At 38.9% G+C, this 14638-nt stretch carries 12 protein-coding genes and 1 riboswitch; of the genes, 7 read left to right on the forward strand and 5 right to left on the reverse strand.

Going from position 1 to position 14638, the window contains the following annotated elements; translation table 11 throughout:
- Positions 1 to 271: 271 nt before the first annotated feature.
- Positions 272 to 373: riboswitch (purine riboswitch) on the forward strand.
- Between the two features lie 283 nt (positions 374 to 656).
- The 4 genes from MHH51_RS21990 (at position 657) to MHH51_RS22005 (ending at position 4263) form a co-directional block, all read left to right on the forward strand.
- Positions 657 to 1520, forward strand: coding sequence for a DUF3100 domain-containing protein (locus MHH51_RS21990; protein WP_147211291.1), 864 nt, complete (start codon positions 657 to 659; stop codon positions 1518 to 1520).
- Positions 1517 to 1966 carry a hypothetical protein gene (locus MHH51_RS21995; protein ID WP_147211292.1) on the forward strand — a complete coding sequence of 150 codons (450 nt, stop codon included), beginning with the start codon at positions 1517 to 1519 and terminating at the stop codon, positions 1964 to 1966. Before MHH51_RS21990 ends, MHH51_RS21995 begins: the two co-directional genes overlap by 4 nt.
- A 72-nt stretch (positions 1967 to 2038) precedes the next feature.
- Positions 2039 to 3367: an amidohydrolase gene (locus tag MHH51_RS22000; protein WP_147211293.1), complete on the forward strand. Its 1329-nt coding sequence runs from the start codon at positions 2039 to 2041 to the stop codon at positions 3365 to 3367.
- 119 nt (positions 3368 to 3486) lie between these two features.
- Positions 3487 to 4263: a sulfite exporter TauE/SafE family protein gene (locus tag MHH51_RS22005; RefSeq protein ID WP_339283600.1), complete on the forward strand. Its 777-nt coding sequence runs from the start codon at positions 3487 to 3489 to the stop codon at positions 4261 to 4263.
- A 30-nt stretch (positions 4264 to 4293) separates the two neighbouring features.
- Here the strand turns inward: MHH51_RS22005 and MHH51_RS22010 are convergent, their stop codons facing one another.
- Together MHH51_RS22010 and codB are read right to left on the reverse strand one after the other, a co-directional pair.
- Entirely contained in the window at positions 4294 to 5562 is a 1269-nt protein-coding gene (locus MHH51_RS22010; protein WP_147211295.1) for a cytosine deaminase, read from the reverse strand.
- The gene (gene codB, locus MHH51_RS22015) at positions 5552 to 6826 is read right to left on the reverse strand and encodes a cytosine permease (RefSeq protein ID WP_339283602.1); all 1275 of its coding nucleotides are present in this window, start codon (positions 6824 to 6826) and stop codon (positions 5552 to 5554) included. Before codB ends, MHH51_RS22010 begins: the two co-directional genes overlap by 11 nt.
- Positions 6827 to 7306: 480 nt before the next feature.
- Between codB and MHH51_RS22020 the strand changes: the two genes are divergently transcribed.
- From MHH51_RS22020 to MHH51_RS22030, 3 genes are all read left to right on the forward strand, one after another.
- Complete coding sequence (locus tag MHH51_RS22020; RefSeq protein ID WP_339283603.1) at positions 7307 to 8293, forward strand: LacI family DNA-binding transcriptional regulator; 987 nt, start codon at positions 7307 to 7309, stop codon at positions 8291 to 8293.
- 150 nt (positions 8294 to 8443) lie between these two features.
- Positions 8444 to 9727 (forward strand): histidinol dehydrogenase, encoded by a 1284-nt coding sequence (gene hisD, locus MHH51_RS22025; RefSeq protein ID WP_339283604.1) that lies wholly within the window; start codon positions 8444 to 8446, stop codon positions 9725 to 9727.
- 33 nt (positions 9728 to 9760) lie between these two features.
- The gene (locus MHH51_RS22030) at positions 9761 to 11080 is read left to right on the forward strand and encodes a GntP family permease (RefSeq protein ID WP_339283605.1); all 1320 of its coding nucleotides are present in this window, start codon (positions 9761 to 9763) and stop codon (positions 11078 to 11080) included.
- 93 nt (positions 11081 to 11173) lie between these two features.
- On the opposite strand, the gene pdxA is transcribed toward MHH51_RS22030, so the two are convergent.
- Genes pdxA through MHH51_RS22045 form a run of 3 tightly spaced genes read right to left on the reverse strand, consistent with a single transcriptional unit; the run spans position 11174 to position 14507 of the window.
- Positions 11174 to 12178, reverse strand: coding sequence for a 4-hydroxythreonine-4-phosphate dehydrogenase PdxA (pdxA, locus tag MHH51_RS22035; RefSeq protein WP_339283607.1), 1005 nt, complete (start codon positions 12176 to 12178; stop codon positions 11174 to 11176).
- A 3-nt stretch (positions 12179 to 12181) separates the two neighbouring features.
- Positions 12182 to 13465 (reverse strand): four-carbon acid sugar kinase family protein, encoded by a 1284-nt coding sequence (locus MHH51_RS22040; RefSeq protein ID WP_339283609.1) that lies wholly within the window; start codon positions 13463 to 13465, stop codon positions 12182 to 12184.
- A 55-nt stretch (positions 13466 to 13520) separates the two neighbouring features.
- Positions 13521 to 14507: a 2-keto-3-deoxygluconate permease gene (locus tag MHH51_RS22045; protein ID WP_147211301.1), complete on the reverse strand. Its 987-nt coding sequence runs from the start codon at positions 14505 to 14507 to the stop codon at positions 13521 to 13523.
- Between the last annotated feature and the right edge of the window lie 131 nt (positions 14508 to 14638).

The following is a 14638-nucleotide window of genomic DNA, read 5'->3' on the forward strand; positions in this document are numbered from 1 at the left end:
GTCGTTCGGAAGGTCGTATCTTCTTTATTTTTATTCGTGCCAGGCCCAGCACACATGTCATTCCTTCCTTTTACGCTTCTCTATCACATAAACGATTACTGATCCCAAAAAGATACGGGAGTTTGAAAATTTTAAATCACCTCTTAAATCCAGCGGTTCTATTTCTTATATTATTGTTTCATTATGACAATTCCCGCAAAAAAACCTTTGACATTCTTATAATATTGATGTAAGTTACTAATACACGAACATTTAAATTAAAAAACAATTTAATATTCGTATTTTGATTATCTATATAAATTTGGAAATATGGTCCAAAAGTTTCTACCAAACTACCGTAAATGGTTTGACTATAGAAAATCACAAATGATCAATAGAATAAGATAGAATAACATGTATCTATTTCATCTTTCGGGTGGATGTATCGCTGTTTTTTTGTGACTGAACAATAGATAGCTGTTCAGTTATTTTCACAGCGTATTTAATGGACGCTTCAGCTGAAGTGATATACAAGCGAATGTCGCCCCGTTTACATTGGTCTTTTTTGTGTTTTTCATATGCCAAGCTTGAAACTCTAGTAAAGGAAACTTACTGGAGTTTTTTTATTTGCATCTGACCATTGACTTGGCAATACATCTAAGGAGGAAAAACACAACATGGAAAAAGCACCACAAAAAACAACTATTATTGGACATTTAAAAGAGAATTACCGTCTGTATGCTATCGCATTTGGGATTGTTATTATTGCTGAGCTTATCGGGACAATCCAATTCAGCGTCGGCTCCGCACTAATTGTGCTTTACCCAATGTTATTCGCTATTATTATCAGTATTCTATTCGGAAAAGATGTACTTGGATTTCTAAAAAAGAAGGAAGCCAAAAAAGCATCACAGCTCGTTCTTGTTGCTATCTCCCCATTCATGGCAAAAATAGGCGTTATGGCAGGATCTAACCTTCCTGAGCTTGTCAATGTCGGTCCAGCACTGGTTTTTCAGGAATTTGGAACAATTGGTACGATGCTGTTTGCTCTTCCTATCGCTCTACTGCTCGGTCTTAAACGAGAAGCAATCGGTGCAACCAGCTCTACCAACCGCGATAAAGATTATGGACTAATCTGCAGCAAATACGGAGCAAACTCTCCTGAAGCCCGCGGCTCCCTTTCTATTTATATCATTGGATTTCTGATTGGGACAACTTATCTCGGTTTATTAGCAAGTATTGTTGCATCGTTTGATTTCTTTCATCCGCTGGCTCTGGCAATGGCAAGCGGCATCGGAAGCGGTGTTATGATGGCGGCCGCCTCAAGTACGCTGGCAACAATTTATCCGGCCTATGCAGATCAGATCGTTATGCTTGCCGGAATGAGTGATATGTTATCAGCGATTACCGGTATTTACTTTACACTATTTATTTCACTGCCGCTTGTAAATAAAATGTATACCTGGTTAGAGCCTAAAATCGGACGACGAGGAAAAAACATTTCTCATAATAAATCAACAGAAAGCAGGATTTCACAATGAATATGAGTATGAAAGACTGGACAATCTCTCTTTTATTTACCTCTGTCCTTACAGCGATTATTGCAAACTTTTTTCAAAATGATGTTTCAATTATAGAGTCTATCCCTGGTGTATTAATTTTATCCAGTATTGCATTTATCGGGATATTCATAGCGAAGCTCGTTCCTTTTAAAATACCTGCTGTTGTGTATGTTGCTTTAACTGGCTTACTTTTAGCCAGCCCGATTTCACCAATCTCTGATCCAATTATTTACTATACATCTTTGATTTCTTTTACAGCACCACTCACTGTCGTTGGTACTCTGGCAGGAATAGGATTGGATTTTAAAGCCTTTATGAGCCAAAGCTGGAAAATGATTATTATTGCTGTATTTGTATTTACAGGAACATTCCTGCTTCAGGCAGTCTTTGCACAAGTATTTTTAACAGTGACGAATGCTTTTTAAATAAGAATAAAACTATGTTGAAAAAGGCTGATAATACAGTCTTTTTCAACGTGTTCTAAAAGGAGAAATACGATGAATGCAGATTTAATAATTAAAAATTGTTCTATACTAACCCCTGACTTTGAAATTATTCATGATCAAAATATTGTCATCAAGGAACAAACAATCATAGCAATCGAGAAAGAACGCACAGAAACATATGATGTAAAAGAATCTCTGGATGGAAAAGGCAAGCTTGTGATGCCAGGCTTCATTGATGCGCATACACATACCAACCAGCAGCTTTTGCGCGGCAGGATTTCAGATGAATATCCGATGATTTGGACTCGTATAATGGTTCCATTTGAAAGCAATCTCAAGGAAGAAGATGTAGCAATCAGTGCAGAGCTGAGCTGTCTGGAAATGCTGAAGGCTGGAACCACCGGCTTTATTGATGCAGGCGGGAGCTATATGCACAAGGTCGCAGAAGCTGTAGAGACTTCTGGTTTACGCGGTGTGCTTACCTGTTCCACAATGGATACAGGAGCTGCTATACCAGAATCGATGAAAACAACGATTGAAAATAATATCGAGAGAAATAAAGACCTGTTTAATGCTTATCACGGAAAAGCAGATGGACGAATCAAGGTGTGGTATTCCTTACGATCACTGATTACATGTACACCTGAACTCATTCAAAAGGTCTATGAAACAGCAAATGCTGCTGGAACAGGTATGCAGACACATATGAATGAGTATACAAATGAAATCAGCTATTGTCTGGAAAACTTCCAAATGCGCCCATACGAATACCTGGAGTCCTTAGGCGTGCTGGACGAAAATTTCTTAGGTGCTCACAGTATCCTCTTATCCGAGAATGAGATGGATCTCATTCAGAAATACGATAGCAAGGTAGCTCACAGCCCTATCAGCAATGCGGGAAAAGGGGTTACCAAAACTCCCGGTCTGATGCAAAAAGGCATAAGTATCGGTTTAGGGACAGACGGCTCTGCCCACTCAGGCCTAAGCTTGTTTGATCAAATGAAGGTCTTCAAATCCTTAATGCGTGCCTTCTGGGGAGTACCGATTTTTGATCCTGTTGTAATGCCTTCGAAGAACATCTTAGAAATGGCGACACTTGGCGGGGCAAAAGCTATGCTGCAGGATGAACAGCTTGGAACGATCGAAGTTGGTAAGAAAGCGGATATGATTTTAATAAACACGGATCAGCCGCATATTGCACCGACTCATCAGCTGACAAATACCTTAATTGAATCTGCAAACAGCAATGACGTTTCGGATGTGATTGTTAATGGACGTATTTTGATGAAGGATAGAGAAGTACTTACCTTGGATGAAGAAAGAATTAAATATGAAAGTAAAAAAGCTATGGACGCCCTCATTATTCGTGCTAAAATTTAGATATTGAACAAAGTATACGAGCGATTTAACGCAATGTTGAAGCGCTCTTCTCTTTGTTCAGGACAAATTAACAAACATAGTATTCAGGAAAAAGCACTTAGAAAGTTGAGGTCACTTAGATGTTAACGTTTTTTATTGTATTTATCGCAAATTTAATTATCGGGATATTAGTAGGATTATCAGGCGTCTCAGGCTTTTTGCTACCAATTATTTATGTCGGCTTTCTTGGGCTGCCCATACACGATTCTCTGGCTCTCAGCTTCCTCGCTTTTTTGGTTGCCGGTATCATTGGTGCTTATTCTTATTGGAAGCTGAAATTTATGGATTTAAAATTAGCACTTTATTTAAGCATCGGCAGTCTTCCAGGAGCTTTTCTCGGTGTACAAATTAATGTGCTTATTTCCGAAACATTGGCGAAGCTGCTGCTTTATTTATTTGTTTTGTTCGCGGGACTTTCCATTATACTGAAGAAAAATAAAGCTCCAGCTGATAATGAAACAGAAACTGACCAGTCCATTATTTTAAAAAAGCCTATATGGATTATGGTTCTCGGGCTGTTTACCGCAGCTATCTGTGCTCTGACTGGTGCAGGAGGTCCAATTTTAATTGTGCCATTACTTGCAGCTCTTGGTGTAAATATCCGGACAGCAGTGGGTGTCGGGCTGTTAAACTCGATTATCATTGCTCTTCCATCTATATTCGGATATTTCACATATGCAAGCATCGACAATATGCATCTGTTTATTCTCTTTAGTTTAATTGGTACAACGATAGGAATCTTAACAGGTTCCCGAGTTGCCAATAAGGTTCCTGTGGAACAATTAAAGATTTTTATTGCAGTGATTACTATTATTTCTTCCATTTACATGCTTATCAGTCTAGCATTAGGAAATTAGAAAAGCGCAGCATGCGGCTGCGCTTTTTCTTTATCTATTAAAGGTTACTCTTTCTTCCGTATCATTTAACAAAATGGACGCCTCACTTGGTTTTGTGTGAGCAATCATTTTTCCATTTCTGAAGGAGTGTGTCACAACAGCCTGCTTACGGATTGCATCGTATTCATTATCAGCGGACAAAACGATGAAATTCGCAGGCTTGCCTGCTTCAATGCCGTAATTCTCTTCAATATGCAGTGTTTTGGCACTGTTTTTTGTAATTAAGTCGATGGAGTTAACAATCTGCTCATAGCCCATCAATTGGGAAGCATGAATACCCATATGCAGCACCTGCAGCATATTGCCCGTTCCCAGCGGATACCAAGGGTCAAAAATATCATCATGGCCAAAGCAGATATTCATCCCTGCTTCCTGAATCTCTTTCACACGGGTTAAGCCGCGGCGTTTTGGATACGTATCAAATCTGCCCTGAAGATGAATATTTACAAGCGGGTTCGATACAAAATTAATGTTAGACATCTTCAGCAACCGGAACAGCTTCGATGTATACGCATCATTATAAGATCCCATTGCTGTCGTATGGCTGGCTGTCGTACGCTCGCCCCAGCCGCGTTCATAGGCTTCTTTTGCAACTACTTCAACAAAGCGGGACTGTTCATCATCAATTTCATCACAATGAATATCCACTAATTTATCGTATTTCTCCGCAAGATCGAACGCGACTCTCATAGAATCTACGCCGTATTCTCTTGTGAATTCGAAATGCGGGATGCCTCCTACAACATCAGCACCCATTTTCAATGCTTCCTCCAAAAGCTCCTTGCCATTTGGATAAGAATGAATTCCCTCTTGCGGGAAAGCTACCAGCTGAATATCTACATAAGGAGCCATCTCTTCCTTAACTTCCAGCATTGCTTTTAAAGCCGTCAGCTCTGGATCAGTTACGTCTACATGTGTACGGACATTCTGGATTCCCTGAGCAATTTGCCATTTCAATGCTGTTTTGGATCTTTTTTTCACATCTTCCATCGTTAACGTTTCTTTTCTTTCCGACCAGCGCTGAATCCCTTCAAATAAAGTTCCGCTTTGATTCCAGGCAGGTTCTCCTGCTGTTAAAGTCGTATCTAAATGGATATGTGGTTCAATAAAAGGTGGGAGAACCAGCGCGCCATTTACATCCATAATCTCTTTATCTTCAGATGATGGCAACTCCTCTGTTACCGCACTAAACTTACCATTTTCTATAACAATATTCCAAAGGCCATTTTTTCCTCTTAGCTTTGCATTTTTAATAATCACTGACTATCTCATCCTTCTCTTTTAATGGTACGGTGACCGTTTCTTTTTGAGACATTATTTTCATTCCGGCAACATAAATGATAGATGTTCCTACTAATGCATTAATCGGCGGAATTCCCGGCGCAAAGTTTGCAGCTGCTACCCCTCCGGCCCAGGCAATAATTGCTACCCAGTTTACAGCCTTAAACTTCATTGTTTTAAAAGGCTCATACTTTCTGCGGCGGACCAGGAAGTAATCTGCCAGGATAATCGCTCCAATAGACGGCAATGCAGACCCCAGAATGTTTAAGAATCCAACAAAGTTATTGTACAGCCATATCGCGGCAAGTGTCCCGACAATTCCATTGAACACCACAATTTTTTTCTTCGGTAATTTTGTAATATTAGCAAACCCTAAACCGGATGCATATAGAGCACTATCATTCGTTGTCCAAATATTTAAGCCTAACACAATAATAGCAGGAATCATCAGTCCTTGTAAAAACATCACGTCCGAAATATCTGCGATTCCAAAAGCCATCGCACCGACTGCCCCGAATAAAAACATCAATGAATTCCCTAGGAAGAAAGCAATAATATTTGCCCACACTGCTGATTTCGCTGACTTTGCAAAGCGGGCAAAATCAGGAGTCAGTGTTCCCGCACTGATAAATGATCCCACACAAATAGTTAATGCCAATCCCACACTCATTATCTGTGTTGGTTCATAAGCGAATAACCCTTGCAGCCCTCCAATTTCCTGCGCCGAGTTAGACATGGAATAGCTTCCAAAAATAGCAATCGCCGGTACCGCAATAAATCCTAATATGGTTAAAGTTTTCATTCCAAAAATCGCTGAAACAGTCATCAGCAGGCCAAAAACTGCGATAAGCAAGTAGACGTTCCACCCTGTTGCTGTGGCAACTGGAATAGCAAACATCGCCAGCCCTACTCCAAACCAGCACACTTGTGTAGAAGCAAGTAAAAAGGAAGTCAGGTAAGATCCTTTTTCTCCAAATGCATAACGTGCTAATAAATGTGTAGATAATCCGGTTTTGGAAGCAATATAAGCCAGGGAACCTGTATAAAGTCCAAGGATAAGGTTACCGGCCAGTACAATCCAGATAAATTTAGAAAAGTTTAATCCTGTCCCCAATGTTCCTCCAGACATCATACTGGCTGAGAAAAAGCTGAGCGACAGCATTACCGCTAAAATCTTCCAAAACCCGTTTCGATGTGATTGCGGCACTGCCTGTAATGAAAACTCTTTATCTATTTGTGACATACCAATTCCTCCAGTGTTTTAATATAAGAAACTGGCACCGAAAAACTTATTCTTTCGAGATTATAGACAAGAAAAAAGCTCCCTGTCCAATCCCTGACAAGAAGCTTTTCCCTATATAATGCACACCTGAAGACACCTCACTCACATGGTATCCACAGGTATTCATTATGTTCGCGCTGTCCTTGTCAGCCTCTCTGGACTGATTTAAAGGTACCAGTATGTTTATCAAAATATATTATGGCACAAAATTCTTGATTTGTCATCCTGGAAATTTCAGGTTTGAAGTTATTATTTACAGACTTTAAAATAATTAAAGGCTACGGCTAACCAGATATATTTATCAACCCATTCTATTCCCTTCAAAAAAAGCTTAAAGTCTTCTATTTCTTCATAAAAGAATTGACCTACTCTCTTCCTTACTAATATGCTAAAATAACAAGGTAACAACGAATTATTGAAAAATTTGATTGGGGTAGAACAATGGAAAAGAAATTTGTTTCTGCAAAGGACGTAGCTAAATTAGCAAATGTGTCACAATCCACTGTTTCAAGAGTCTTTACTCCTGGAGCCAGTGTTTCTGAAAAAGTAAGAAGAAAAGTGTTAGAAGTAGCAGAAGAATTAAATTACCGGCCAAACGCCCTTGCAAGAGGATTAATTAACAAAAAAACCAATATTGTCGGTCTAGCAATGAAAGACATTCAAAATCCTTTTTACCATGAAGTGCTTGGGATGTTTTCAATGAAATTAAGAGAAAAAGGATATAATGTATTATTTGTATATACGAAAAATGAGGAAATCCAGCAGGAAGAAATCAATCATTTTCTGGAATACAATGTAGAAGGAATTATTATTACTGATGCGCTTCTTTCTTCTAATGTTGTAGCCAAAATTCATGACAACAATATCCCTATAACTCTATTTAACCGATACCATAAAGATATTCCGTGTAACTCTGTTTCCAGTGATAATATAAACGCCTCAAAAGAAATTGCATCCTATTTCTATGAACAGGGATATCGAGATATTGTCTACATCACAGGAAAAATAAATACATCTACGAATAAGGATAGGCAAAAAGGGTTTACAGAGTATCTAAAAGAAAAAAAAATTGAGGTTACTATTTTAGAAGGGAACTATACTTACGAAAAATCTTATTACCTCACTAAAAAAATGATTGAAAATGGACATCGTCCGGAAGCAATCTTCGGCGCAAATGATATTACTGCTATTGGGGCTTTAGATGCTTTACGTGAAAAAAATATTTCTGTACCAGAGGAAACATCTGTTATTGGGTTCGATAATATAAAAATGGCCTCCTGGCCTTCATATATGCTATCCACTTGGGTTCAGCCAATAGAAGAAATGGTGGATGAAGCTATTCACTTGCTCTTAAATAATGACAGGGTTAATTCTCCAAAAGCGGTGAAATTAAAAGGAAAATTCATTCATAGGAATACAACAAAATAATAAATATTAAATTCCTCTTGACATTTGAAACCGTTTTCGTTTATTATCTTTTTAAAGCTATTAGCCGTAGCTTTTTTATTTTAATATTACTGCATACGTATTCAATATGATGCATTTTGCATACGTATGCAAATAAAGGAGAGGAATTATATGTCAATATATTTAAAAGAAGGAAAAATTACTGCAGATATTCAGCAGGATGACGCTAAGGTTGCTGATATTGTTCGTTCTACTATTAAGGAAATTGAAGATAAAGGGGATAAAGCAATTCGTGAGCTTTCCGAAAAATTTGATAATTGGAGTCCAAAAAGCTTTCAATTAACTAAAAATGAGATCGAAGAAATTTGCGAATCAATTCCTGAACAAACTGTAAAAGATATTGAATTTGCACAAAATAATATCCGTAACTTTGCTGAACATCAAAGAAACTCCATGAAAGATATCGAAGTTGAAACAATGCCTGGTGTGATTCTTGGTCATAAAAATATTCCCGTAGATAGTGTAGGCTGTTATATTCCCGGAGGACGTTATCCAATGGTCGCTTCGGCACATATGAGTGTTTTAACCGCTAAAGTAGCCGGAGTGAAACGCGTGATTGCTTGTACTCCTCCGATAAATGGAGAAATCCCGACAACAACTGTTTATGCTATGCACAAGGCTGGAGCTGATGAAATTTATATTCTAGGCGGGATTCAGGCAATGGCTGGAATGGCAATTGGAACAGAAACAATAGAAGCTGTAGATATGATTGTAGGACCAGGAAATGCTTTTGTTGCAGAAGCTAAACGCCAATTATATGGACGAGTTGGAATAGATTTATTCGCCGGCCCAACTGAAACACTTGTGGTTGCAGATGAGACAAGTGACCCAGAAATGATTGCTACAGATATCCTGGGTCAGGGAGAACATGGCCCTACATCGCCGGGAGCTTTAATTACTACTTCTAAAGCGATTGCAGAGGAGACTGTCAAAGAAATTGAGAGACAACTGAAAATCTTGCCTACTGCTGATGTAGCACGTGTTTCCTGGGAGGATTACGGACAAATTATTCTGGTTGACGATGAACAAGAGGCTTTAGAAGAAGCGAATCGATTAGCTTTCGAGCATGTTGAAATCTTGACAAAAAATCCTGATTTCTTCTTAGAAAACATGACGAATTATGGCAGTTTATTCCTTGGACCAGAAACAAATGTTGCTTACGGAGATAAAGTAATTGGAACAAATCATACCCTGCCGACAAAAGGAGCAGCAAGATACACTGGAGGACTTTGGGTCGGCAAATTCCTAAAAACAGTAACTTATCAAAAGGTTACCTCTAAAGAACAAAGTGCTTACCTTGGAGAATATGCTGCACGGCTTTGTCAATTAGAAAACTTTGCCGGTCATGCAGAACAAGCCTTATTGCGTGTTCGGAAATACGGTAAAAAGTCATGATTTATTCATACCTCAATATAGGCGGGTGAAGATATGATAAGTATGATTGGATTAATTGGCGGGCTGGCACTATTAACCTTTTTAGTGATGAGAGGAATGAATCTGTTAGTTGTTGCTCCACTTTCAGCCCTTTTTGTTGCAGTACTAAATGGATTACCTTTGTTCCCTCAGCTTGCTGCTGAGGGACAAGCAGACTTTGTTACTGGCTATATGGATGGATTTGCCGGGTTTATTACGTCCTGGTATCTTATGTTCTTAGCAGGCGCAATTTTTGGTAAAGTCATGGAAGATAGCGGTGCAGCAGAAAGTGTTTCGAACTGGATTGTATCAAAAATAGGTATGAAGCATGCTGTTCTAGCAGTTGTTCTTGCCTGTGCAGTATTAACCTATGGCGGAGTCAGCCTGTTTGTTGTTGCTTTTGCAGTCTACCCAATGGCTATCAGCTTGTTTAAAGAAGCAAATTTGCCAAGAAGATTTATCCCGGCTGCATTAGCCTTTGGCTCAACTACATTTACGATGACATCAGCTGGTTCACCGGAAATTCAAAACTGGATTCCCATTCCTTATTTAGGGACGAGCCCTTACGCGGGCTGGCAGGTCAGCTTAATTGTAGCAATTTTCATATTAATCTTGGGCCAATGGCTGCTAATGAAAATGATTCGCAAAGCCGTTGCAAAAGGAGAACATTTTGTTGAAAGAGAGACGGATAATAAAGAAAAAAAAAACCGTTTACCGCATCCCTTGTTGAGTTTAATTCCTTTGCTGGCAGTTCTTGTTGTATCATTTATTTTCCATGATTCTTTAGAACAATCAGCACTTATTATCGCCTTGCTTAGTGGTATTATCACAACTTGGTTATTAAACCGAAAATATTTCAGAGATTTTTGGTCAGCGGTTGGGGACGGAACAATGGGAGCTTTAATTGCTATTGGAAATACTGCTGCAGTTGTTGGGTTTGGCGGCGTCGCAAAAGTCACACCAGCATTTGAAACAGCTGTTAATTTTATGACAGATATTCCAGGAAGCCCTTTAATTGGCGGTGCTATAGCAGTAATGGTTATCGCCGGCTTAACAGGATCTTCTTCCGGAGGTCAGACGATTGCATTACCTATCTTAGCCCCCCACTATTTAGATATGGGTGTAGATGCTGAAGCGCTTCACCGGACTGTCTCACTTTCATCAGGAACATTGGATTCTCTGCCTCACGGTGGATATGCAGTCACAACGATACGCTCTATTTGTGGTGAAACACATAAAAGCGCCTACCCATCTTTTGGTGTAGTAACTGTGCTCGTTCCACTCATTGGAGTAATTCTGGCAGTTATCCTATTTTCATTAGGGGTGGGTAATTAATGTATATCCATTATTAATTTTACTGAAAAGCCGGTCAATAAAAAACCATCCTTATTACTCCATTTCACATGAGCAACAGGATGGTTTTTTTATTTATTCATATTTCGGCGCTAACTCATATGCAGATCGAATTGCTGCAATCATACTTTTCTCATCAGCAATATTTTTACCTGCAATATCAAATGCTGTACCGTGATCGACAGAGGTACGAACGATACCCCCTTTTAAGCCTACTGTTATATTTACGCCTTCTTCAATTCCCATTACTTTAATCGGAGCATGTCCTTGATCATGGTAGCAGGCAACAACCATATCGAAATCTCCGCGGCCAGCTCTGAAAAATAGCGTATCTGCCGGAAGAGGACCAGTCACGTCGATTCCCTCTTTTTGCGCACGCTGAATACCTGGCTCCAGCTTTTCTTCCTCTTCTCCATTACCAAATAAGCCGTTCTCACCTGCATGCGGGTTAATGCCACATACGGCAATTCGTGGATTTTCCATTCCAGCATTACGCAATGTATCGTATGCCAGCTTGACTACCTTATAAGTTCTTTCAGGTGTAATACTTTCAATTGCTTTAATTAAGCCCATATGGGTTGTTAAATGAATCACCCGTAAATTAGGCGTAGTCAGCATCATAGAGAAATCTTCTGTATCTGTTAACTCAGCTAAAATTTCAGTGTGCCCTGGATACATATGACCTCCCTTGTGTAAGGCTTCCTTATTCAATGGAGCCGTGCAAATAGAATTAATGCGTTTTTCCTTTGCAAGCTCAACTGCTTTCGCTAAATATTGATAAGCAGCATTTCCAGCATCTGCTGATACTTTTCCGAAAGGCAGGTCAGCGGATAATAAGTTTAAATCAATTACATCGATTGTTCCATAGCTGAAAATGGCTTGCTCTGGTCCTTCTACGCTATGAATTTTCTGCTTAGATTCAACAATTGGTAAAACTCTTTCAAGAATTTCCTTATCTCCAATTACAATAGGACGACAATTCTTATAAATTTCTTCATGATTTAATGCTTTCACAATAATTTCCGGTCCGACGCCCGCAGCATCCCCCATTGTGATTCCAATAATCGGTTTTTGTTTCATTTTTTACTCTCCTCTCAATTTCTTACTAGCATCAATTAAAACATTATCTTGACCGAATCCACCAGCCTTCGTTATTGCAAATAAATTTTCTATTCCAATAAAGCTTGAAATTGGTACCCCAGCCTCCAACTCATCGTACAGAGTAAACCCTGTAATATCCCAATGCTCACAAATTTTCTTGGCAGTATCTCCGCCGGTCATAATAATTCCTTGAAAAATACCTTCTTTTAATAGTTGAGCAGCAACTGCACCAATCATCTTCACAATCTCCCGGCTTGTTTCAGTAAAATTGTAACCATTACTTTCGCCAATTTTTCGTGCATAATCGATGTCGTCACGTTCACCGGAAGAGTATAAAACAATATCATGTCCACTTGCCACTTGTTTTTTCACTTCATTATAAACACGTTGCTCTTCTTCTTTTCTCTCACCCAAAGAAGAAACAGCTTTATACGAATCAATTTCTATCGCATACGCACTCTTATCAGCAAGCAGCTTGTTTAACTGATTTCGAGAATTAACATTGACACTGCCTACGACTGTTAAGATTGGCTTATTTTGATTAACTATTTGATAGGTCTGTTCTTTCGCTTCTAACCCAAAATAAGCAGGTAAGTAATTAGCCAATCCTGCTGATCCTACTAACCCGGCAGCTGCAGATAATTTTTTTACTTCTGATAGAAATAATTGCAAATCTTCCTCTTTTTCGGAATCAACGATGATATACGTAATCCCCTGCTCTTTTAATACATTTAGCTTCTGAATAAACTTCTCAGAAGAGCGCAATTCTGCAAGACTGATTAAACCTGTCTCTTCACCAATTTGGCTCTCCAATAATGCAGGCAGGTAAGATTCTGCAACAGGAGTTACTGGATCAAGTGAGATTTCTGTTTCTCCCAAAAGCTTTCCATTCAAATAGTGATAGCCGTCGATTACTTTGCGGTTATTTGATGGATATCCTGGAGCAATAAAAATAAAATCGGCTTGGAGCTCCTGCTGCATCCCTGCTAATTCTGCACCAATACTGCCTCTCATTGTTGAATCAATCTTTTTATAAATATTATTAATTCCTTCATCTAATAAGAAACGAGTAACCTTAGCTACTAATTTCTTCGCCTCAGCTGGAGCCATTGCTCTGCTATCTGTGTCGAATACAATGGCCTCATTACTCTGTACATTACCTTTATCCATTTTAAAAAACACAGATGTCTGTAATCCATATTTCGCCAGCTGCACACCACTATCATTCGCACCTGTCAAATCATCTGCGATTATTGCTAAATTCATCATACCTCTCCTTCCATCATTAAAAAAGCCATAAGTATATGGCTTTTTTAATTGTTTACATCGTCGGATTTATCTCTTTAATCGGCTTACCCGTTTTCTTCTCTAAACGCTTTGCCAGTATCCCGATAAATATTGGTAATAATATCGCAGTTGTTACAACACTTGCCGCTACTTGTACTGTTGCTAATTCTGCAACTGGCATAAAGGAGGCATTCGCAGCTGCAATAGCCATTGGTGTTCCAACAGCATTTCCCGCCGTTGATCCTTCTGAGGCTCCAACAATTGGATTCCAGCCAATCCATTTAAAGAGAAGATACCCGACTCCTCCGGTGATTAATACCGTTATTACTCCTAATAATACACCGCTCAATCCACCTTTAATAATCGCAGTAAAATTAATACTCATTCCCAATGAAAATGCAAAGAATGGAACTAATTTGTCACTTCCTTTATAAAGAAAGTCCCCCATTTCCTTATCCAGGTTCCCAATAGCAATACCTACTGCCAACGGAAGTAATACTGCAATAAAATCTGTCGGCGAGAACATTCCTTCAGCATATCCCATCGTACCAAAAATAGCTAAGGCAACCATGGTTAAGAACGGCCCATCACTTAAAGCTAAAAACGGATAAGCTGCTTTATCATCCTCTTTCCCGTATTGACCTGCAAAGGCAATATAAAGACCTCCATTTGAGTTCGTCATAGCTGCCACAATAGCAATTGGAGCAAGCCCCAAAAATAAACCATTGGAATCAGCTAGCATAATAGCAATTAGACCAATTACTGCTCCAATGCCCCATTTAAACGCTAATAACGTCAAACCTTTTTTAACTGATGTTCCTGCCGTTTTAAACGTGATCTGAGTACCGGCAATTAAAAGAAATAAAGAAATAAGCGCACTGGAGCTATCAACAAATAGCGCCTCTGTAAAACCGCCAATTCTTAATATATTTGGAAAAAATGTATTAATAGTTGCAGCCAATAATAATGGCACAACCATCATTCCACCAGGAATACGATCTAAAGTTGCTTTAATTTTCATTACTATCTCCCCCACATTTTTATAAAGCGTTTTCAGCAACCGCCCTATCATTAGATTAGACCAAATCGATTTATAATGCAACACTTAAATTTAAATTAAATAAAATTGTTTAATATTGCAACAAAAATAAT

The sequence above is a fragment of the Oceanobacillus sp. FSL K6-3682 genome, from assembly GCF_037976165.1.
Taxonomy (GTDB): domain Bacteria; phylum Bacillota; class Bacilli; order Bacillales; family Amphibacillaceae; genus Oceanobacillus; species Oceanobacillus sojae.

Coding starts and splice junctions, on each gene's coding strand:
- MHH51_RS21990 (WP_147211291.1), top strand. CDS start 657: ATGGAAAAAGCACCACAAAAAACAACTATTATTGGACATTTAAAAGAG.
- MHH51_RS21995 (WP_147211292.1), top strand. CDS start 1,517: ATGAATATGAGTATGAAAGACTGGACAATCTCTCTTTTATTTACCTCT.
- MHH51_RS22000 (WP_147211293.1), top strand. CDS start 2,039: ATGAATGCAGATTTAATAATTAAAAATTGTTCTATACTAACCCCTGAC.
- MHH51_RS22005 (WP_339283600.1), top strand. CDS start 3,487: ATGTTAACGTTTTTTATTGTATTTATCGCAAATTTAATTATCGGGATA.
- codB (WP_339283602.1), bottom strand. CDS start 6,826: ATGTCACAAATAGATAAAGAGTTTTCATTACAGGCAGTGCCGCAATCA.
- MHH51_RS22020 (WP_339283603.1), top strand. CDS start 7,307: ATGGAAAAGAAATTTGTTTCTGCAAAGGACGTAGCTAAATTAGCAAAT.
- hisD (WP_339283604.1), top strand. CDS start 8,444: ATGTCAATATATTTAAAAGAAGGAAAAATTACTGCAGATATTCAGCAG.
- MHH51_RS22030 (WP_339283605.1), top strand. CDS start 9,761: ATGATAAGTATGATTGGATTAATTGGCGGGCTGGCACTATTAACCTTT.
- pdxA (WP_339283607.1), bottom strand. CDS start 12,178: ATGAAACAAAAACCGATTATTGGAATCACAATGGGGGATGCTGCGGGC.
- MHH51_RS22040 (WP_339283609.1), bottom strand. CDS start 13,465: ATGAATTTAGCAATAATCGCAGATGATTTGACAGGTGCGAATGATAGT.
- MHH51_RS22045 (WP_147211301.1), bottom strand. CDS start 14,507: ATGAAAATTAAAGCAACTTTAGATCGTATTCCTGGTGGAATGATGGTT.